The organism is Brevundimonas sp., assembly GCF_003248455.1.
Classification (GTDB): domain Bacteria; phylum Pseudomonadota; class Alphaproteobacteria; order Caulobacterales; family Caulobacteraceae; genus Brevundimonas.
Genome location: NZ_QFNM01000026.1, coordinates 1 through 20,014, shown reverse-complemented (window position 1 = coordinate 20,014; position 20,014 = coordinate 1). Strand labels below are relative to the sequence as shown.

23 protein-coding genes, 1 tRNA gene and 1 pseudogene are annotated in these 20,014 nt (G+C 68.3%); 19 read left to right on the top strand and 6 right to left on the bottom strand.

Going from position 1 to position 20,014, the window contains the following annotated elements; genetic code table 11:
* From DI624_RS11155 to DI624_RS11115, 9 genes are all read left to right on the top strand, one after another.
* Positions 1-456 (top strand): chemotaxis protein CheW, encoded by a 456-nt coding sequence (locus DI624_RS11155; RefSeq protein ID WP_291538410.1) that lies wholly within the window; start codon positions 1-3, stop codon positions 454-456.
* Positions 453-1,313 (top strand): protein-glutamate O-methyltransferase CheR, encoded by an 861-nt coding sequence (locus DI624_RS11150; protein ID WP_291538407.1) that lies wholly within the window; start codon positions 453-455, stop codon positions 1,311-1,313. The genes DI624_RS11155 and DI624_RS11150 overlap by 4 nt, the downstream gene beginning before the upstream one ends.
* Positions 1,310-2,347, top strand: coding sequence for a chemotaxis response regulator protein-glutamate methylesterase (locus DI624_RS11145; RefSeq protein WP_291538405.1), 1,038 nt, complete (start codon positions 1,310-1,312; stop codon positions 2,345-2,347). Before DI624_RS11150 ends, DI624_RS11145 begins: the two co-directional genes overlap by 4 nt.
* A 13-nt stretch (positions 2,348-2,360) precedes the next feature.
* Positions 2,361-2,750, top strand: a complete 390-nt coding sequence (locus tag DI624_RS11140) for a response regulator (protein ID WP_291538402.1) — start codon at positions 2,361-2,363, stop codon at positions 2,748-2,750.
* Entirely contained in the window at positions 2,747-3,289 is a 543-nt protein-coding gene (locus tag DI624_RS11135) for a chemotaxis protein CheD (RefSeq protein ID WP_291538399.1), read from the top strand. The genes DI624_RS11140 and DI624_RS11135 overlap by 4 nt, the downstream gene beginning before the upstream one ends.
* A gap of 2 nt (positions 3,290-3,291) precedes the next feature.
* A complete protein-coding gene (locus tag DI624_RS11130) occupies positions 3,292-3,627 on the top strand; it encodes a hypothetical protein (RefSeq protein ID WP_291538396.1) in 336 nt (111 codons plus the stop codon).
* A gap of 228 nt (positions 3,628-3,855) precedes the next feature.
* Positions 3,856-3,932: transfer RNA gene (locus DI624_RS11125), tRNA-Arg, on the top strand.
* 153 nt (positions 3,933-4,085) lie between these two features.
* On the top strand, positions 4,086-4,823 hold the full coding sequence (locus tag DI624_RS11120; protein ID WP_291538393.1) for a cytochrome c oxidase assembly protein: 738 nt from the start codon (positions 4,086-4,088) through the stop codon (positions 4,821-4,823).
* Positions 4,820-5,539 (top strand): cytochrome b, encoded by a 720-nt coding sequence (locus DI624_RS11115; protein WP_291538391.1) that lies wholly within the window; start codon positions 4,820-4,822, stop codon positions 5,537-5,539. The genes DI624_RS11120 and DI624_RS11115 overlap by 4 nt, the downstream gene beginning before the upstream one ends.
* Positions 5,540-5,546: 7 nt before the next feature.
* On the opposite strand, the pseudogene DI624_RS11110 reads toward DI624_RS11115, so the two are convergent.
* A pseudogene (locus tag DI624_RS11110) lies at positions 5,547-6,020 on the bottom strand (cytochrome c); the annotation flags it as partial.
* A gap of 325 nt (positions 6,021-6,345) precedes the next feature.
* Here DI624_RS11110 and DI624_RS11105 point away from each other — a divergent pair.
* The 4 genes from DI624_RS11105 to DI624_RS11090 are packed head-to-tail and all read left to right on the top strand — an operon-like array spanning position 6,346 to position 10,478.
* Entirely contained in the window at positions 6,346-6,666 is a 321-nt protein-coding gene (locus tag DI624_RS11105) for a c-type cytochrome (protein WP_291538389.1), read from the top strand.
* Positions 6,656-7,633 (top strand): cytochrome c oxidase subunit II, encoded by a 978-nt coding sequence (coxB, locus tag DI624_RS11100; protein ID WP_291538386.1) that lies wholly within the window; start codon positions 6,656-6,658, stop codon positions 7,631-7,633. The genes DI624_RS11105 and coxB overlap by 11 nt, the downstream gene beginning before the upstream one ends.
* Entirely contained in the window at positions 7,630-10,176 is a 2,547-nt protein-coding gene (locus tag DI624_RS11095; protein WP_291538384.1) for a cbb3-type cytochrome c oxidase subunit I, read from the top strand. The genes coxB and DI624_RS11095 overlap by 4 nt, the downstream gene beginning before the upstream one ends.
* Complete coding sequence (locus DI624_RS11090; RefSeq protein ID WP_291538383.1) at positions 10,173-10,478, top strand: hypothetical protein; 306 nt, start codon at positions 10,173-10,175, stop codon at positions 10,476-10,478. The genes DI624_RS11095 and DI624_RS11090 overlap by 4 nt, the downstream gene beginning before the upstream one ends.
* A 71-nt stretch (positions 10,479-10,549) precedes the next feature.
* Here DI624_RS11090 and DI624_RS11085 read toward each other — a convergent pair whose 3' ends face one another.
* Positions 10,550-10,924, bottom strand: a complete 375-nt coding sequence (locus DI624_RS11085; protein WP_291538380.1) for a hypothetical protein — start codon at positions 10,922-10,924, stop codon at positions 10,550-10,552.
* 208 nt (positions 10,925-11,132) lie between these two features.
* Here DI624_RS11085 and DI624_RS11080 point away from each other — a divergent pair, with 208 nt between their 5' ends.
* From DI624_RS11080 to DI624_RS11070, 3 genes are read left to right on the top strand one after another with little or no spacing between them, the layout of a single operon-like run.
* Positions 11,133-11,480: a hypothetical protein gene (locus DI624_RS11080; RefSeq protein WP_291538378.1), complete on the top strand. Its 348-nt coding sequence runs from the start codon at positions 11,133-11,135 to the stop codon at positions 11,478-11,480.
* Entirely contained in the window at positions 11,480-12,160 is a 681-nt protein-coding gene (locus DI624_RS11075) for a response regulator transcription factor (RefSeq protein WP_291538375.1), read from the top strand. The genes DI624_RS11080 and DI624_RS11075 overlap by 1 nt, the downstream gene beginning before the upstream one ends.
* Entirely contained in the window at positions 12,157-13,596 is a 1,440-nt protein-coding gene (locus DI624_RS11070; protein WP_291538373.1) for a sensor histidine kinase, read from the top strand. Before DI624_RS11075 ends, DI624_RS11070 begins: the two co-directional genes overlap by 4 nt.
* Positions 13,597-13,601: 5 nt before the next feature.
* Here the strand turns inward: DI624_RS11070 and DI624_RS11065 are convergent, their stop codons facing one another.
* The gene (locus DI624_RS11065; protein WP_291538371.1) at positions 13,602-14,291 is read right to left on the bottom strand and encodes a Crp/Fnr family transcriptional regulator; all 690 of its coding nucleotides are present in this window, start codon (positions 14,289-14,291) and stop codon (positions 13,602-13,604) included.
* An 83-nt stretch (positions 14,292-14,374) separates the two neighbouring features.
* Positions 14,375-14,584, bottom strand: coding sequence for a hypothetical protein (locus tag DI624_RS11060; RefSeq protein ID WP_291538369.1), 210 nt, complete (start codon positions 14,582-14,584; stop codon positions 14,375-14,377).
* Positions 14,585-14,745: 161 nt separating this feature from the next.
* Between DI624_RS11060 and DI624_RS11055 the strand changes: the two genes are divergently transcribed.
* Positions 14,746-15,417: a DsbA family oxidoreductase gene (locus tag DI624_RS11055; RefSeq protein WP_291538367.1), complete on the top strand. Its 672-nt coding sequence runs from the start codon at positions 14,746-14,748 to the stop codon at positions 15,415-15,417.
* A gap of 245 nt (positions 15,418-15,662) precedes the next feature.
* Here DI624_RS11055 and DI624_RS11050 read toward each other — a convergent pair whose 3' ends face one another.
* On the bottom strand, positions 15,663-16,526 hold the full coding sequence (locus tag DI624_RS11050) for a hypothetical protein (RefSeq protein WP_291538365.1): 864 nt from the start codon (positions 16,524-16,526) through the stop codon (positions 15,663-15,665).
* Positions 16,527-16,690: 164 nt separating this feature from the next.
* On the opposite strand from DI624_RS11050, the gene DI624_RS11045 reads away from it, so the two are divergent.
* Both DI624_RS11045 and DI624_RS11040 read left to right on the top strand, forming a co-directional pair.
* Complete coding sequence (locus DI624_RS11045; protein ID WP_291538362.1) at positions 16,691-18,097, top strand: recombinase family protein; 1,407 nt, start codon at positions 16,691-16,693, stop codon at positions 18,095-18,097.
* Between the two features lie 143 nt (positions 18,098-18,240).
* Entirely contained in the window at positions 18,241-19,602 is a 1,362-nt protein-coding gene (locus tag DI624_RS11040; protein WP_291538360.1) for a hypothetical protein, read from the top strand.
* 4 nt (positions 19,603-19,606) lie between these two features.
* Here DI624_RS11040 and DI624_RS11035 read toward each other — a convergent pair.
* On the bottom strand, positions 19,607-20,014 hold a 408-nt coding region (locus DI624_RS11035; protein WP_291538358.1), incomplete at its 5' end, for a phosphomethylpyrimidine synthase ThiC.

The following is a 20,014-nucleotide window of genomic DNA, read 5'->3' as shown; positions in this document are numbered from 1 at the left end:
ATGAACGAAGCCGAAGACACCCAGCGCGAACTGATCGCCTTCCGCATCGGCGCCCAGGAATTCTGCGTCGACATCATGTCGGTGCGCGAGATCAGGGGCTGGACGCCCGCGACGCCCCTGCCGCGCTCGCCCGGCTATATGAAGGGGGTCATCAATCTGCGCGGCGCCGTCCTGCCCATCATCGACCTGGGCGCGCGGTTCGGTCTGCAAACCTCCGAGCCGACGGCGCGGCACGTCATCATGGTCGCCCATATCGGGGGCCGGATGGTGGGGCTGCTGGTCGACGCCGTGTCCGACATCCTGCAGATGAGCGCCGCCGCCGTGCAGCCCACGCCCGACGCGGCCAGCGAAAGCGTGAAGACCTTCGTCAAGGGCATCTTCTCCATCGACGGGCGCATGATCAGCCTGATCGAACTGGACCACATCCTGCCGCAGGTCGAGGCCGAAGCCGCATGACCGCCGTCGCGGGCCGCGGATCCCTCGTGGAGGGCGAATTCGCCTTCACGGCCGATGATTTCCGCCACATCGCCGAAATGCTGCATGCCCACGCCGGCATCGCCCTGAACGAGGGCAAGGCCGCCCTGGTCTATTCGCGTCTGGCCAAGCGCCTGCGCACCCTGGGCCTGAACAGCTTCCGCGAATACTGCGCCCTGGTTCAGGGCGTGGACGGCGTGGACGAGCGCCAGAAGATGACGGCGGCCCTGACGACGAACGTCACCCGCTTCTATCGCGAGCCGCATCATTTCGACGACCTGCGCGACCGGGTGATGCCCGCCCTGGCCGCGCGCGCCCGCGCCGGCGGGCGGGTGCGCCTGTGGTCGGCCGCCTGCTCGAACGGGCAGGAGCCCTATTCGATGGCCCTGACCGTCCTGTCTGTCCTGCCCGAAGCGGCGGATCTGGACGTGCGCATCCTGGCCACCGACATCGACCCCGACATGGTCGCCCAGGGCCGCGACGGGACCTATTCCGAAGAGGCGCTGGAGCCTGCGCCTCCAGCCCTGTGGCGCAAATACTTCGACCGCGCGGATCGCGGCCAGTGGACCGCCGGGCCCCAACTGCAACGTCTGGTCGCCTTTCGCGAACTGAACCTGATCGGCGACTGGCCGATGAAGGGCCGGTTCGACGTCGTCTTCTGCCGCAACGTGGTCATCTATTTCGACGACGCGACCCAGGAGCGGGTGTGGAAGCGGTTCATTCCCCTGATGACGCCCGGCGCCACCCTCTACATCGGCCATTCCGAGCGCGTTTCCGGCCCGGCCGCCGCCCAGCTGCGCACCGCCGGCCTGACCACCTATCGCCTGGGGGCCGCATGACCCCCGTGCGCGTCCTGGTGGTCGACGACAGCCTGACCATGCGCGGCCTGATCTCGGCCGCCCTGAGGGCCGACCCCGAGATCGAGGTCGTGGGGACGGCCGCCGATCCCATCGAGGCGCGCGCCGCCATCAAGGCCCTGAACCCCGACGTCGTCACCCTGGACGTCGAAATGCCCAATATGAACGGGCTGGAGTTCCTGGAAAAGATCATGCGTCTGCGGCCCATGCCGGTGGTCATGGTCTCGACCCTGACGGCGGCCGGGACCGACGTGACCCTGGCGGCGCTGGAGATCGGCGCGGTGGACGCGGTGGCCAAGCCGGCGCTCGCCAGCATCGGCGCCTTCCAGGAGCTGATCGGCAAGGTGAAGACCGCCGCCCGTTCGCGCGTCCGCGCCCGCGGCGACGCGCCCGCCGCCGCGAAGGCGCCCCAGGCCTATCGCCCCGCGTCCGACCACGTCCTGGCCATCGGCTCGTCCACCGGCGGGGTCGAGGCCCTGCTGACCGTGCTGGGCGGCTTTCCCGCCGACTGTCCCGCCACCGTCGTCACCCAGCACATGCCGGCGACCTTCACCGCCAGCTTCGCGGCCCGTCTGGACCGCGTCTGCGCCCCGAGCGTGAGCGAGGCCGTGGACGGGGCGCCGCTGAGGCCCGGCCATGTCTATCTGGCCCCCGGCGGGGCGACCCACCTGGAGGTCTCGCCCGGCGTCGTCCCGCGCTGTCGCCTGACGGCCCGCGAGCCGGTCAACGGCCACCGCCCCTCGGTCGATGTGATGTTCGACTCCGTCGTGCGGCTGAAGCGCCCGATGACGGGGGTCATCCTGACCGGCATGGGCCGTGACGGCGCCAGGGGTCTGCTGGCGATGCGCCAGGCCGGCGGCCGCACCCTGGGCCAGGACGAGGCGTCGTGCGTCGTCTACGGCATGCCCAAGGCCGCCTTCGAACTGGGCGCGGTGGAGCGGCAACTGCCGCTGCATCGCCTGGCCCCCGCCATTCTCGAACTGTGCGCCGACCCGGCCGCACGATCAGTCGCCTGACCGGGAGCGTCCCATGCCCGCCGCCGCCGCCATCCACTGCCTGGTCGTCGACGATCAGATGACCATGCGCTCGCTGGTCCGCACCAGCCTGCAGCAGCTCGGCGTGCGCGAAATCCGCGAGGCCTCCGATGGCGAGATCGCCCTGCGCGAAGTGGTGGTGAAGCCCGCCCACCTGATCATTTCCGACTACAACATGCCGAACCTGGACGGCCTGGGCCTGCTGCGGGCCGTGCGCGCCCATCCGCCCACGTCCAAGACCGCCTTCATCATGCTGACCGGCCGCGCGGACCGCGAACTGGTGCAGCGCGCGGTCCAGTTCGGGGTCAACAACTATCTGGTCAAACCCTTCACGGTCGCCCAGTTGAAGGGCAAGATGGAAGCCGTGTTCGGACCCCTGACATGAGCTTCGCCGCCCTGAGGGAAGGCGCGGAAAAGCGCGTTCACGTCGGCCAGGGCGAACATGTCGTCACGTCCGATCCCGATGTCGTCCTCAGCACCATCCTGGGCTCCTGCGTGGCCATGTGCCTGCGCGATCCGCAGGCCGGGGTGGGAGGCATGAACCATTTCCTGCTGCCGGAGGGGACGGGGGCGGGAACCGACGCGGGCCGCCGCTACGGCGCCTATGCGATGGAACTGCTGATCAACGACCTGCTCAAGGCCGGCGGCCGGCGCGAGCGGCTGGAGGCCAAGCTGTTCGGCGGCGGCCGGATGTTCGACGCCCTGCGCGACGTCGGCCGCGCCAACGCCGACTTCGCCGAACGCTTCCTGCGCGACGAGGGCATTGCAGTCGTGGGCGGCAGTCTGCGCGGCGAGGGCGGCCGTCGCCTGCATTACTGGCCGGTCAGCGGCCGGGCGCTGCAACGGGCCGTCGCCGACACCGTCGCCCCCCGTCCCGTCGCGGTCGCCCCGCCCGCCGAGATCGGCGCGCTGGAGCTGTTCTGAGAATGGCCCTCGCGCCCGACCAGGCCCGACTGCTGGCCGCCGTCGCCGACGAGCTGGTCCGCGCCCGCGCCGAGGTTGAGGCCGTCGAAGCCCTGGTCGCCCGGCTGGTCCGCCACGCCCCCGCCGCCGACCGTCCCGCCGCCCTGATCCAGGCCCAGGGGCTGGACGCCCTGAACCAGAACCTCGACTCCCTGGCGGCCGTGCTGCGCGCGCTCGGTCAGGGGGCGAACCCCGACCAGGCCGTCGATCCTGTTGCGCTGGCCGATCTCGCCGCGCGTCTGCGCCCCGCCGGGGACCGCGCCCCGACCGCCGATCCCGGCGACCTGATCCTGTTCTGACGCCGTCCCTGCACGCCCGGTTAACGGCCAAGCCGGCCTTGCGGAACAAGCGCGAAACGAATCGGGACCGAATCGCTGACTCGCCTCGATTCGCCCTTTGTTCACCGCGACATCTGGTAGGTTAAGCCGCCTTAACCACAACGCCGTTCGCCGGCGCCGCGGAACCCGTCCGTTTTTTCCCCGCCGCCGCTTCCCGAACCGCGCGCGAGCCGCTAGGTCATCGCCCATGGCCCCGTAGCTCAGCCGCATAGAGCAAGGCTTTCCTAAAGCCGAGGTCGCAGGTTGGAGTCCTGCCGGGGTCGCCAACGACGGGGAATCGGTGATGTGCACCAAGCCTGCGATCGGTTCCAGACGTCGTGTCGCACCCGCCCGGACATGCGGCGGCGGAACCGGACGGGTGTGGAGGGTTTTCGCCAAGGCGTAGCTTGAGCGGACGCCCGTGCGGCGAGGGGTTGATCATGGATGCTGGTCCGATCTGGACGCCCTATTGCGGCCCGGCGCCCCTGGCCGGGGACTGGCGCTGGAACCTGGATCCGATGCTGCTGGGCGTGCTGGTCGTCGCCTCGGCCGTGATCGCGATGCGGCTGGAGGGGCGACGGCGCCTGTTCGGCCTGGCGGCGACGGGGGTTCTGGCGATCAGTTTCGTTTCGCCCCTGTGCGCCCTCAGTTCGGCGCTGTTCTCGGCCCGGACCGTGCATCACGTCCTGCTGGTCGGCGTGGCCGCGCCCCTGCTGGCCTGGGCGGCGCCGGTCGGGGCGGCGCGACGGCGGCGCGCGGGCGGCGGCCTGGTCCTGGCGACGGCGGCGCAGGCGGCGGTGCTGTGGGCCTGGCACGCGCCGGGCCTCTATGCTGCGGCCTTGTCGAACGATGCGGTCTACTGGGCGATGCAGCTCAGCCTGCTGGGCGCGGCCGTCTGGTTCTGGACGACGGTGCGGGGGGCCTCGGCGCCGGCGGCGGTGGTCGGCCTGCTGGCCGCCATGCTGGCCATGGGCCTGCTGGGCGCGATCCTGACCTTCGCCGGCCAGGCGGTCTATGCGCCGCATTTCCACACCACCCTGGCCTGGTGGATGACGCCGCTGGAGGATCAGCAGGCGGCCGGCCTGATCATGTGGGCGCCGGCCGCGGCGCTCTATCTGTTCGCGGCCCTGGCGGTGCTAGGGCGGATGCTGGGGCCGACGCGAGAGGTTGCGGCGTGATCGCCCGGCTGTTCCAGCAGGCCCTGGAATGGGCGGCGGGCCATCATGACGAGGGGCGCTATTCCCCGGTCGCCATCGGCTTTCACTGGACCATGGCCGCTCTGGTGGCGTTTCAGATCGGCTGGGGGTTCTGGATGGGGCGTCAGCCGGTCGGCGCGGCCATGGTCGGGGCCTATGACGTGCATTTCGCGGTCGGGGTGCTGATGCTGGTGCTGGTGATCGGGCGGCTTTCGTGGCGGCTGATGGCGCCGGACCTGGTCAATGACGCGGACAAGCCGGGCTGGGAGAGCTGGGCGGCGCACGTCACCCATTATGTCTTCTACATCTGCCTGTTCGGCCTGCCGCTGACGGGCTGGGCGATGATCTCGGCGACGGACCGCACCCGCCATCTGGAGGTGGTCGGCCTGATCCCCTGGCCCTTGCTGCCGTTTCAGGATTTGTCGAACACCCAGCTATGGGCGATCGAGGCGGCGGCGGAATGGATGCACTGGGGCATGGTGCTGACGTTGCTGCTGATGATCCCGATCCACGCGGGGGCGGCGCTCAAGCACCATCTGATCGATCGGGACGACGTGTTTCACGCGATGCTGCCGGTCGTGCCGCTGCGTCCACGGAAGCGGACCCGCTGGCAGCGGCGCTGGCGGGCGCTTGAGCGGCGGGCCGTGTCGACAGCCAAAGGGCTATGGCGCGGGCTTCTGGGTCCGAAAGCGATCTGACGGCGGCGGCCATGACGCCGCGCGGGTCGTTGCGGCGCTCGCCCGATTTCCAGCGATCGATCTGCTCCAGCGTATAGGCGGCGGGCTGGCCGGCGATCGGGGGATTGCCGCCGCGGCCCGCGCCTTCGCCGTTCGCCCCGTGACAGGCGGCGCAGGCCACGATCCCGCGCGACGGATCGCCGGTCAGATAGACGGCCGGCGTGGGCGCGGGCGGCGCGTCGGAAGGCGGCGTATTGGGCGGCGAGGCGGGCAGGCCGGCGTACCAGGCGGCGACGGCGCGGCGATCCGTCTGGTTCAGCGCCTTGGCGATGCGCGTCATCTGGTCGTCGGGGCGCAGGCCCGAGGCGTAGTCCTCCATCTGCTTCTGCAGATAGCCGACGTCCAGGCCGGCCAGGCGGGGCGCGGAAACCCCGTCGCCCTGTCCCTGCAGCCCGTGGCAGGTGAAGCAGGCGTTGGCCGCCCCGCCCGCGCCGCCGCTCATGGCGATGGTCCGGCCGTCGGCGCTGAAGGCCGCGTCTGTCTGGCCGCGCGTGGAGTCGCAGCCGGCCAGCGCCGCCAGGCCGAACGACAGACCGATGAGGGAGAGGGGCGCGCGCACGCCCCATCGAACCCGTCTCTATGGCGAAGGTTCCGGCCGCGGCCCTGGACGGCGTGTCGCACCCGGGAACCACGGCGGGGATGGCGGATTGTGTGGTCAAGCTTTTGGGGGCGGGATGAGACGATCGACGCAGGCGCGCCGAAGCACGAGGGGGCCGTCTAACACGCGCCTGCCCGTCCTGGCGGCCGTTTGCCTGCTGGCGGGTTGCGTGGACAAGGCCGATCTGCCGCGCCCGGTGGCCCAGGGCGACGCCGCCAAGGGGCTGGCCGTGGCGAACCAGGTCGGATGCGCCGCCTGTCACAGCATACCCGGCGTCGCCTGGCCCCGGGGGCGCAGCGGCTCCGACCTGGCCGGGTTCGGCGCCCGGCCGATGATCGCCGGCCGCCTGCCCAACCAGCCCGACGTCCTGATCCGCTGGTTGATCGACGCCCCTTCCCTGGACCCCCAGACCGCCATGCCGCCCATGCCCCTGTCCCACGACCAAGCCCGCGACGTCGCGGCCTATCTGTATTCGCTCGATGACGACTGAAGCGACGCCCGGCATCGCCGGCTGGCCCCCGCCCGTGCTCGATCCGGCCGGACCGTTCGCGGCCCCCATCCACACCGTGGCCTGGGTGCTGTTCGTCATGTCCGTGGTGGTCATGGCGATCGTGCTGGCCGCCCTGGGCGTGGCCCTGTTCGGCCCGCGCAAATGGAAGCGGCGCGTCGGCGGCGAGCGGCTGGTCTGGACGGCGGGCCTGGCCTTTCCCGTCGTGGTGCTGACGGGGTTGCTAATCTATGGCCTGAACACCACCGCCCGGATCGCCGATGCGCCCGGGCCCGGCGAGATGCGCGTGCGCGTCACCGGCGAGATGTGGTGGTGGCGCGTCGCCTATCTGGACGACCAGGGGCGCGAGATCCTTCAGGACGCCAACGAGGTGCACATCCCCGTCGGCCGGCCGGTGGTGTTCGAGCTGGAAAGCGCCGACGTGATCCACAGCTTCTGGGTCCCGCGCCTGGGCGGCAAGACCGACATGATCCCGGGCCGGCGCAACTTCATGCGGCTGCAGGCGGATCGGCCGGGGACCTATGGCGGCCAGTGCGCCGAATACTGCGGCGGGCCCCATGCGCTGATGGGGCTGGTGGTCGTCGCACATGAGCCGACCCGGTTCGCCGCCTGGCGCGACCGCCAGGCGGGGGGCGCCCGGCCGGCAGTCTCGGCGCAGGAGACGCCCGACCTGATCGCGCGCGGACGCGATGTCTTCGCCGCCTCGGGCTGCGCGGCCTGCCACACCATTCGCGGGACCGAGGCCAACGGCCTGGCCGGTCCCGACCTGACCCACGTCGGGTCGCGCCAGACCCTGGGCGCGGGCATCCTGCCGAACAATCAGGGCACGATGGCCGGTTGGATTTCCGACAGCCAGGCGATCAAGCCCGGCAACCGGATGCCCGCCTATCCGGTGCTGGCGGGTCAGGATCTGCGCGCCGTCGCCGCCTATCTGGAAAGCCTGAAATGAGTTCGGAAACCGGGTTCGACACCGAACTCTACAAACGCTTTCCGACCACCGAGCCCCGGCCCGAGGGCGAGCTGGAGCAGCTGGAGGAGGTCTGGTGCGGCCCGCGCAAGCCGTGGGAATGGATCACCGCGATCAACAACAACTACGTCGGCGTCTATTACGTCGGCGCGGCCATGCTGTTCTTCGTGCTGGCCGGGGTTCTGGCGCTGCTGATGCGGACCCAGCTGGCCCTGCCGATGACGGGCTTCCTGGCGCAGGAGACCTACAACCAGATCTTCACCATGCACGGCACGGTGATGATGTTTCTGTTCGCCGTGCCGGCGGTCGAGGCGCTGGGCGTGCTGCTGTTGCCGCAGATGCTGGGCGCGCGCGACCTGCCGTTTCCGCGCCTGTCGGCCTACGCCTTCTGGGCCTATCTGGTCGGGGGGCTGGCCTTTTTCTGCTCGCTGTTCTTCGGCCTGGCCCCGAACGGCGGCTGGTTCATGTATCCGCCCCTGACCGGCATGACCTATTCGCCGGGGATCAACGCCGATTTCTGGCTGCTGGGCATCGGCTTCATCGAGATATCGGCCATCGCCGGCGCCATCGAGATCATCGTCGGCGTCCTGAAGACCCGGGCGCCCGGCATGTCCTTGGACAAGCTGCCGATCTTCGCCTGGGCCATGCTGATCTTCGCCTGCATGATCGTGATCGCCTTCCCTTCGGTGATCCTGTCGACCTTGCTGCTGGAGATGGAGCGCGCGCTGGGCTGGCCCTTCTTCGATGCGGCCAAGGGGGGCGACCCCATGCTGTGGCAGCACCTGTTCTGGTTCTTCGGCCACCCGGAGGTCTACATCATCTTCCTGCCGGCGGCGGGCGCCATGTCGACCCTGATCCCGGCGGTGGCCCAGACGAAACTGGTCGGATACCGGCTGGTGGTCCTGGCCATGCTGGCGACCGGCTTCATCAGCTTCGGCGTCTGGGCGCACCACATGTTCACCACCGGCATGCCCCAGATCTCGATCAACTATTTCAGCGCCGCCTCGATGGCCGTCAGCGTGCCGGCGGGGGTGCAGGTGTTCGCCTGGATCGCCACCCTGGCGGCGGGCAGGATGCGGTTCAACACGCCCGGCCTGTTCGCGGTCGGGGGGCTGGTGATCTTCGTCATGGGCGGCCTGACCGGGGTGATGGTGGCCATGGTCCCCTTCGACTGGCAGGCCCACGACAGCTATTTCATCGTCGCCCACCTGCACTACGTCCTGATCGGCGGCATGGTCTTTCCGCTGTTCGCGGCCATCTACTACTGGCTGCCGATGTCCAGCGCGCGGCCGCTGTCCGAACGCTGGGGCAGGTGGATCTTCTGGCTGATGTTCGTCGGCCACAACGTGACCTTCCTGCCGATGCACCTGACCGGGCTGATGGGGATGCCGCGCCGGGTCTACACCTATCTGCCCAACCGGGGCTGGGACCTGCCCAACATGATCTCCACGATCGGGTCGTTCCTGTTCGGCCTGGCGGTCCTGCTGTGGGTCGTGGACATGATCCGCAACTTCCGCCCGTTCGGGGCGCGCGAGGCCGGCAATGTGTTCAATGGGCCGGGGCTGGAGTGGCTGGCGGCCGGCCGGTATTCGCTGCGGTCGACGCCGGTGATCAGGAGCCTCTATCCGCTCTGGGACCAGAAGGACCTGGAGCGGGACGTGGTCGCCGGCCGCTACTTCATGCCGGGGGCGCCGCGCGGCGAGCGGGAGACCATCGTCACCAGCCCGGTCAACGCCGAGCCGCAATATGTGCTGCGCATCCCCAGGCCCTCCAGCTGGTACGTGTGGGCGGCCGTCTTCACCGCCGGCTTCTTCCTGATCCTGACGGTCCAGGCCTATCTGATCGCGGTCGTCAGCGGCCTCCTGGCGATCTACTGCATCTGGGAATGGGCCTGGCGGCTGGACCGGCCCAATGCGAACGCGACGGTCGACGTCGGGGGCGGGGTGCGCCTGCCGACCTATGTGTCGGGACCGTCCAGCCACGGCTGGTGGGCCATGGTCATCACCCTGATCGTGGGCGGGATGGTCGCGGCGATGGCGTGCTTCTCCTACGTCTTCCTGTGGAGCCGGCGGCCCGACCTCTGGCAGGCGCCACCCGACCTGGCGTCGCTGCCGTTGACGCTGGGGCTCCTGGCCGTGGCCGGCCTGGGCGGGTGGGCCGGGCAGGGCGCGCTGAAGCTGGATCGTCCGCGCAGTCCGATGATCGCGGCGGGATTGATGCTGGTCGCCGCCGTGGCCGCGGGCGGGGCCTGGGCGGCCGAGGCCTGGGCCTGGTGGGATTCGGGCCTGCGTCCCGACGCCTCCAGCCAGGGCGCCACGGTTTTCGCCCTTCTGGCCTGGCAGGGGCTGTTCGTGGGCATCTGCCTGCTGATGGGGCCGTTCGCCCTGCTGCGCTGGCTGTTCGGCCATCTGTCGCCCGAACGCCCCGCGACCTTCGAGCTGATCGCCCTGTTCCTGGCCTTCACCGCGCTTCAGGGCGGGATCACGACCCTGCTGGTGCGGCTGTTTCCCGGCGTGATGTCATGAGGTTCTGGCTGACGGCGCTGGGCGGGCTGACGATCTGGGCGGTCCATTTCCTGGGCCTCTATGTTCTGGCCAGCGTCGCGGACGTGGCCTGGCGCGACGCGGCGGGCGGCCGGGCCGCGGGCCTGGTCTTCAGCTTGGCGTGCCTGGCGGCCGTGGCCCTGGCCGGCCTGTCCGCGGCTCGCGGCCTGCGCCGGCCGCCGTCGGACGAGACGCGGCTGTTCGGCCTGCGGATGGGGGTGGCGGGGGCCGTCGTCGCCGGCGTGGGCGTGATGTTCCAGACCGCCCCGCTGCTGGTCGTCTGAGGCCTGCGGACGACCGAAAGGGCGCGGTCGGATCGACCGCGCCCCATCCGGGCCGAAGGCGGAGAGAAGGCTCAGCCGCGACGGTGGTCGCGGTCGCGGCGCTCGGCGCGGATCTGGGCCGACAGGCGGTCGAAGCGACGATCCAGGTCGGCCCGTTCCCAGGCCGTCAGGCCGCCGCGGCGGTAGCTGGCCTCCAGCCGCAGCAGGCTGTCGAACTCGCCGCGCAGCCGGGTCGCTTCGCGGCGGCTGATCTGGCCCGAGCGGACGCCCTGGTCGATGCGGCGATCCAGGTTGGCCTGGCGGGCGTTGACGGACTGCCAGGACCCGTAGCCCGCGTGCTGGGCGCCCTGATGCGCCGGGGCCGGACGGTGATTGGACTGGGCGAGCGAGGGGGCCGCGACGGAGACGGCGGCCAGGATGAGGGCGGGGGCGATAAGCTTGCGCATGACGATCTCCTTGATAGGCGCCGCCGGTCGGGATCGGCCGGCGTCGGGCAGACAAGACCACGCCCGGCCTGAGCCCGATCTGAACGGCCGCGCTCAGGCGGCGTTCATCTGCATGACTTCGCCGACAGGTGCGTTTGGATGGCGGCGAGGCTTGGACTATAAAGGGCATTCAGCGCCCGTTCAGATGAAGGGGGCTAGATCGGTCGCCATGTTCCGCAAACCCGCCAGTCTCATCGCCGCCCCGGCCCTGGCCCTGACCTCGGCCCTGGCCTTGGCCCTCGCTCCCGTCCTCGCCGCCGAGGCGGTCGCCCAGTCTCGCGACCAAGCGCAACAGTCGCAGGAACGCGGCCCCCGCGTCAGTCCCGACGAGGCGCGACGCCGTGGCGGCGAGGCCGGGCGCGGACGTCCCATCGACACCCAGCCGCGCCGCGACGGCAACTATTCCGTCCTGGTCGAACGCGACGGCCGCGTGCGCGAGGTGGTGGTGGACGGCCAGACCGGCCAGGCCCGCCAGGGCGGTTCGAACGACAATACTCAACGACGCAGGCCCAACTGATGCGCGTGCTTCTGGTCGAGGACGACGTGGACCTGTCGCGCCAGCTGAAGGCGGCGCTGGGCGACGCGGGCTATGCGGTCGATCACGCGCCGGACGGCGAGGAAGCCCATTATCTGGGCGAGAACGAACCCTATGACGTGATCGTGCTGGATCTGGGCCTGCCCAAGATCGACGGCGTGTCGGTGCTGGAACGCTGGCGGCGCGAGGGCAAGACCACGCCGGTCCTGATCCTGACGGCGCGCGGCGCCTGGTCGGACAAGGTGGCGGGCTTCGACGCCGGGGCCGACGACTATCTGACCAAGCCCTTCCATACCGAGGAGCTGCTGGCGCGGCTGCGGGCGCTGCTGCGCCGCTCGGCGGGCATCGCCTCGGCGACCCTGTCGTGCGGGGGCCTCAGGCTCGATCCCCGGGCCGCGCGGGCCAGCGTCAACGGCGAGCCGCTGCGGCTGACGTCGCTGGAATACCGGCTGCTGCACTACATGATGATGCATCAGGGCCGCGTCATCAGCCGGACCGAACTGGTCGAACACCTGTACGACCAGGACTTCGACCGCGATTCCAACACCATCGAGGTCTTCATCGGCCGGGTGCGCAAGAAGGTGGGGTCGGACCGGATCGAGACCGTGCGCGGCCTGGGATACCGGCTGACCCCGCTGGCGGGCGAATCCGAAGCCGCGTGACCGGGGCGCCGGCCGCCAAGGGCCCCGACTGGGGCCGCTGGTTCGGGCGGCCGGGACGGTCGCTGACGCGCCGACTGATCTGGCTGGCCTCGGCCTGGATCCTGGTGGCCCTGGTGGTCGCGGCCCTGGTCCTGACCCAGGCCTTCCAGGAATCGGCCCTGCGCCGTCTGGGCGCCATGCTGAACGAGACCATCGACGAGATCGTGGTCGCCGCCAGCCGCACCCCGCCCGGCGACGTGGTCCCCCAGATTCAGGACGCCCGCACCCTGCGCCTGCTGTCGGGCAAATACTGGCAGATCCTGGAGGTGCGGCCGGACGGACAGCGGGTCAGCCTGGCGCGCTCCACCTCGCTGTGGCGTTACGACCTGGCCCTGCCGGAGGACCTGCCCCGGCGGCTGGATGCGGCGTTCGGGGACGTCATCACCTTCAACACGACCGGCCCCAAGGACGACGCCCAGACGCGCGAACCCTTGCGCGTCGCCGCCAGCATGAAGTCCATCCCCCGGCACGAGCACCCGATCATCTTCATCGCCGCGGTGGACCGGTCCGAGGTGGACGCCGACACGCGCCAGTTCGCCCATGTCGCCTGGATCGCCCTCATGATCCTGGGGCTGGGGCTGGTGGCGGCGGTCTTCATCCAGGTGCGGATCGGCCTGCGCCCCCTGTTCGACCTGCGCGACGAGATCGCGGACGTGCGCAAGGGCAAGTCGGCCCGGATCGGCCGGTCCTATCCGCTGGAGATCCAGCCCCTGGCCGAACAGGTCAATCGCCTGCTGGACCATAACCAGGAGGTGGTGGAGCGCCAGCGCACCCATGTCGGCAACCTGGCCCATGCGCTGAAGACGCCGATCTCGGTCATGCTGGCCGAGGCGGGAACGGCCGAAGGCGACCTGCCCGAACTGGTGCGGCGCCAGACCCGGGTGATGCAGGGCCAGGTCGATCACCACCTGCGCCGCGCCCGCGCCGCCGCCCGCGCCGCCCACGGCCTGGGCGAGACGACGCCGGTGCCCGAGGTGCTGGACGAACTGGCCGTCATGATCGAACAGGTGTTCCGCGCCAAGGGGGTCGAGATCGACTGGCGCGCCCCCGACGACCTGGCCTTCCTGGGCGAGCGCCAGGATCTGCAGGAGATCCTGGGCAATCTGATCGAGAACGCGGCCAAGTTCGCCCGGCGGCGGGTGCGCGTCTCGGCCGGGGGCAGCGGCCTGGGGCAGATGATCCTGGTGGTCGAGGGCGACGGCCCGGGCCTGCCCGCCGATCAGCGCGACACGGTCATGCAGCGCGGCGCCCGGCTGGACGAGAGCGCGCCCGGATCGGGCCTGGGCCTGTCCATCGTCGAGGACCTGACGCGCGCCTATGGCGGCCGGCTGACCCTGGCGGACAGCGACATGGGCGGGCTGAAGGCGGTGCTGGAGCTGCCGGCCGCCCAGACCTGACGGCGTCAGTCGTCGCCGCGGCGATAGCACTCGCAGGCGGCGCGCTCCAGGGCGCTGCGGTCCAGGACGGTGATGCGGCCGCGCGAATAGGCGATGGCCCCGGCCTTCTGCAGCCCCTGCGCCGCCTCGTTCACCGTGGTCCGCTGCGAGCCCAGCATCGAGGCCAGATACTCCTGCGTCAGGTTCAGCGTGTCGCCCTCGACCCGGTCGTGGCAGCGCAGCAGCCATTTGGCGAACCGCTGGCCTGCATGGTGCAGGGCGTTGCACGCGGCCGACTGCTCCAGCTCGCCCTGCAGCCGCGCCATATAGGTCGCCACGGCGTCGCGAACGCCCGGCCGCTGGGCCGACAGGGCGCGGAAGCGGCCCGCGTCCACGCGCCGCGCCCTGCCCGCCATCTGGGCCACGCTGCGGGTGTGGGTGTGGTGGGGCACGACCGAGGCGACCACGCCCAGGACGCCCTCGCGCCCGATCATCACGGTCTCCACCGTCCGCCCGTCCTCCAGCACGGCCACCGAGGAGCAGAAGCCGCTGTCGATGAAGTGCAACTGCTCGACCGGGTCGTCCGGCTCGTTGAACACATGGCCCAGGTCGAACTCGACGGGCGTGGCGATCCCGAGAAGGGCGTCGCGGTCTTCGGAAACGAGACCCTGGATCAGCCGGTTTCCCGGCGGGAGGATGCGCATGGGTTCGCGCATAAGGCGATCTGTTCCTTCCGTCTGTCGGAAGCCGACACAGCGTAGCTGTATTTAGTGCGCGATCCTGGGGAAAAAGCCAGGGATTACCGGCGCCTGTACGGAACCGTGCAGTCGCGATCCACCCGCGCGACCAGCCGGGCGGCCTCGTGCACCTCGACCCCCTGGCACGAGGCGTGACGCAGCAGTTGTGCGCGGGCGGCCTTGATCGCCGTCTCGTCGTCGTCGCCGTCGAAGAAGTCGAGCACCGGCCGGCGGTCGGCCGCGTCGAAGAAATGGAACTCGTAGATGCGCAATGGACCCCTCCCTCGAGATGAACCCTAGCCGTCCAAGCGGGGCCGTGTCTGTCGGATACAATACACAACCTATGAGAGTTGGCGCGGCGTCCTCGCCGGGCTGGCGTCCGGGCGGCCCCTTCCCATATGCGAGGCGACGCCCGCTGTTCCGAAAGCCCGACATGACCGACGCCGCCCCGCCCAAGACCCTGAAGATCGATTTCGTCTCCGACGTCGTCTGCCCCTGGTGCGTCGTCGGCCTCGGCGGGCTGGAGACGGCGCTGGAGCGGCTGAAGCCCGAGGGGATCGCCGCCGACATCGTCTTCCAGCCGTTCGAACTGAACCCCGGGATGGCGCCCGAGGGTGAGAACATCGTCGACCACATCGGCCGCAAATACGGATCGACACCCCAGCAGTCGGCCGCCAACCAGGCCATGATCCGCGAGCGGGCGGGCGCGGTCGGCTTCGACATGCGGATGGGGCCGGACAGCCGCATCTGGAACACCTTCGACGCCCACCGCCTGCTGCACTGGGCCCAGGAGACGGCGCCCGAGAAGCAGAAGGCGCTGAAACAGGCCCTGTTCGCCGCCCATTTCACCGAGAACCGCAACATCGCCGACGCCGGCGTCCTGACCCAGGCGGCCGAGGCGGCGGGCCTGGACCGGGCCGAGGCGGCCGAGATCCTGGCCTCGGGCCGCTACGCCCAGGCGGTGCGGGCCGCCGAGGACCTGTGGCGGTCGCGCGGGATCGGTTCGGTCCCCGCCGTGGTGGTCGAGGGGAAATATCTGATCTCGGGCGGCCAGCCGGCCGAGGCGTTCGAACAGGCGCTGAGACAGATCGCGTCGGAAGCCTAGTCTTCGCCTTTCGTCATCCTCCGGCGAGCGTAGCGAGACCGGAGGACCCAGCGGCGCGCGAGCGCGAACCTGTCGCGGACGCGCATCAGCGACCCTAAAGCCGGGGTTGCGACCGCGCCTGCGCCCACGGCGCCGGCCCCCGTCGCGGCGCAGCGGACGGCGATCTGGGGTCTGGACTGAAGATCGGCGGTCATGACGACGGAATGGACCGGTCGGCGGCGGGTTCAAGCCCCTTCGACGGCGCGTCAGGGCGGGGCCAAGGGCGGATCGAGCGGCGGATCGGGGGTTTCGGACCCCGCATCGGGAAAAACACCGTCCGAATGGTGTGAATCGTGTGAAATCGGCGGCCGGTCCAGGGCGTCCAGCACCTCCAGGCTCTTTTCGATCAGGCGGCGGCTGGTCGGGTCGCGCGGGTTCAGGGCGGTCACGGCGCGGACCAGGGTGTGGACGGTGCGCGCCTTGGCCGTCGCGAGGGCCTCGGGGGCGGGGGTCTTGCCGGTCTTGGCGGGCTCGGCGGGCGGGCGGGACGCCGGTTCGGGGTCGGGCGTCGCCGGGACGGGGCTCGGGGGCGGGCTGGGAGGCGGCGTCGCATCGGCGGCGCGGGCCAGGTCCGACAGGCGGATGTGCAGCCGCATCCAGCCGGCGGCCTCGGCCGCCCGGCCGCCCAGGACGGCGCGGTTCAGCCGCACCAGGGCGTGGCGCGCCATCTCGGCGTAGTCCGGCAGGCCCGCCGCCGCCTCGGCCTCCAGATCGACCGGCTCGGGATCGGGCCGGTCGATGCGGCGCCAGCCCCCGGCCCTGGCGCGCTGGCGGAAGGTGGACAGGGCCAGGCCGTGGCGGGCGCACACCGTCTCGGCGGCGTCCCCGTCCAGATAGTCGTTCCGCGCCCGGTCCCAGACCGCCTCCGACACGCGGCGATAGCCGCCGCCCCGGTCATAGGGATCGCGCACCGGCCGCCCGTCGTAGAGGGGCGGGGCCTCCTCCGGGCGGTCGACGAAGTCCGCGTCGGTCACGCGGCCGTCCCAATAGGCATAGGGCCGGTCGCCGTCCCCGCCCGACGCCTCGACGCCGAACGCCCGGCCCGGCCCGCCATCCTCATCCCGTTCCATACGCCCCTCCGACGCCGATCCGCCCCGGACGCGGGGCCGGGGCATTATGGGCGGGCCGGAAGGTGTGGTAGGTCGATTGGCGCTTGAGGGCGGAAAGACGAGGAAATTCAGAGGTCGGGGCGACGGAAATAGGATGGCTGCGCGCGACCGATCAGGAGGGCGAGATGCTACTGGCTGCGCAATATCTCCGAATGTCGACGGACCATCAGCGATACTCGCTTGGAAATCAGGCTGCGCTGATCGCTGCATTTGCCGAAGAGCATGGCTACAGCGTCATCAGATCATACGAAGACGCCGGGAAGAGCGGCGTCACGACGGCAGGTCGAACCGGCTTGAAGGCGCTCCTCCGGGACGTACTGGGCGGGGCGCCGTTTTCAACGATCTTGGTCGTCGATGTGAGCCGCTGGGGGCGATATCAGGACCCGGATGAAGCGGCTCACTATGAGTTTCTCTGTCGCGACGCGGGGGTCAGAGTTCGATACTGCGCCGAGCCATTCGACGACGACGGCTCACCGACAGCGGCTCTAGTCAAGAACATCAAGCGCGTGATGGCCGCCGAATACAGCAAACAGCTGTCTGATCGTGTGCGGGCAGCGCTTCGACGGAAAATGCTCGCTGGCTCGAAGGCCGGAGGAAACCCACCTTACGGCTTCGCCCGTCAGGTATTGAATGCGGACGGCTCGATGGGCGCCGTGCTGGGTGTCGGAGAGCGACGCTCGCGAGCCGATCAAAGCGTCAGAATCGTTCATGGGACGAAGGAGGAGGTGGAGGTTCTGCGCCGGATTTTCCGTCTGTTCGTCCGCGATTTTCGAGGTGTGACCGAGATTGCCCACATCCTCAACCGAGAAGGCGTTCCCTATCGCCGATCTGGACCTTGGAATGAACTCAGGGTCAGGGCGGTCCTGAAGAACGAACTCGCAATCGGCATATTTGCCTTCAACCGAACGACCTCACTGTTCGGCAACCTTGAGAGCAATCCACATGCTGAGTGGCTTCGAGTGCAGATAACCGAGCCACTGGTGCCACGCGCCCTATTTGCAGCCGCGCAGCATAAGCTGGGAACCCTGAGGCGGCGTCTCCAAACCGACGAGGACATGATCGGCAGGCTCAGGCGGCTCCTAGAGAAGGACGGCCATCTATGCCGTAGCCAGATTGATGAATCGCCCCTTGTGCAAGGGTCGCAGGCCTACATCCGGCGCTTCGGGACGCTAGACGCTGCGATGGCGTTAGCGGGCTACAAACGGATGAAGCGATACGGCGAGCATGTCGACCGAAAGGGCCTGAAGTCCGACGAGATCATCAAGCGGCTTCGAAAACTTCTGGCTCGGACGGGATACCTCAATACGCCGCTAATCAACGCCAGCCCGGCCCTGCCCAACGCGAGCACAATCGTAAATCGCTTCGGAACCCTCACGGAGGCCTATCGTCTAGTGGGCTATAAACATGCGCGGAGCGACATCGCCTTAGCAGCATGGCAGCGTAGGAAGGCGAGCGGAGACAAAGGGCGGTCTTCAATCGACACTTCCACGATGCCGACCGAAGACCTCGCCGCAGGGGTCTCACGCACCTGATCTGCGGCTGACAAGAAGGTATCACAACCATCCCGCGCGTCCAGTGTGACGCGCGTCTACGTAGCCTGTTCGCCGTTTCGAGCGTCCAGCGTGGATTTTTCGGCCGGAGTCGAGCTAGGGTTGCCACTATTCGAATGTGGTGAATGAAATTGGCTCGCCAGAAGATTGCGGACGTATTCAAGACGGTAGGACAACCTACCGTAACCTATGTGAAGCGCGACAGCGGCTCGCTAGAGCAGTTGCTCAGTGGAGCCCTGAACGAGGCTGGCCAGTTGTGCTTGGTTACGGGCCCGTCAAAAACAGGCAAGACAACCCTCTATAGAGAGGTGCTTTCGCAGAGGAATGAATTGCCTCTCATTGTCCGCTGCGACAGCAAAATGACGGCTGACGAGGTATGGCTCAAGGCGCTCGAAGAAGTGGATTTTGATCGTGTGCAAAGCCGTACAAGGGCGACCATCAATCGCATCGGCATCGAAGCAGAGGTCGGCGGTAAGCTAAGTTGGGCGTGGCTTGCGGAAACTACATCCCGATTCAAGGGATTATTTTCACGCGAGATGCAGGATTCAGACGTCCGTAGCCGAGTGCTGGCGGCACCCGGTCCCGATTTGCTGATACCGATATTGAATGATACCGCCTATACATTAGTAGTAGAAGACTTTCACTATCTGCCCGACGATGAAAAAGTAGCTCTTTTCCAACAATGGAAAAGGTTTGTCGATCAAGAGGTATCCGTTGTAGTTCTAAGCACAACGCACCGAGCGGTAGATATCGCCAACAGCAACAAAGACTTGATTGGCCGAGTTGCCCACATAGATGTGGGGCACTGGGATGTCAAAGACCTGGAGCTAATTGCTCAGAAAGGTTTTGATCACCTGCGCATAGGGTTTGATCCGGATTTTCGACGGCTTATCGCCTCTGAAGCTGTCGGGCTACCGATTATAGTTCAGCAGGCATGTCTTGCCCTGTTTCAAAACAAAACTTTTACCGACGAAATTGATCGAAAGAAACTGAGAGTAGATAAACATGCAGTCGAACGAGCGCTCCACCACGTCGCTCGCGTCAAATATCAGCAATTCGACCCATACTATGCAACTTTAATACGAGGACCTAGGGAAAAAGCCCGAAAATATAAAACATACGAACTTGTATTGGCGTGCTTTACCCTAGACCCAATTAAATTTTTTCTCCATAGGCGAGAGATCGATGACCGTCTAACGCGTCTGCAGATACCTGCGGATGAGCTTCCTCCCTTCGCGTCTTTGAATTCAACGCTAGGCGCACTGAAGAAATTTCAAACCAAGCGAGAATTCGAGCTGCTTGAGTGGCGTCCTAACGAAGATATGCTCTATATTATAGAGCCAGCATTTCTGTTTTTTGTTAGGTGGAGGACTATCAAAGAGGTAGAGTACCATCAACTAGACCTTTTCGAACAGCTCATTTCGAAGAGTTGGAATCAGGTAATTTTATCGGCAAACGAGAACGATACAGTGAAGCCGGTCTCGTAAGCTCTCATACCTTCACCTCCACCACGCCTCCCCCCGCGCGGAACTTCGCGCTCATCTCCGCCATCCCGGCCTCCGCTTCCGCCAGCGAGCCGCCCGCGTCGTTCTGGGCCTGGGCGTCGCGGCGGATGTCCTGGCTGATCTTCATCGAGCAGAACTTGGGGCCGCACATGGAGCAGAAGTGGGCGGTCTTGTGGGCCTCCTTGGGCAGGGTGGCGTCGTGGTATTTGCGGGCGGTTTCGGGGTCCAGGGACAGGTTGAACTGATCCTCCCAGCGGAACTCGAACCGGGCGCGTGACAGGGCGTCGTCGTGCAGGCGGGCGGCGGGGTGGCCCTTGGCCAGGTCGGCGGCGTGGGCGGCGATCTTGTAGGTGATGACGCCGTCCTTGACGTCCTGACGGTCGGGCAGGCCCAG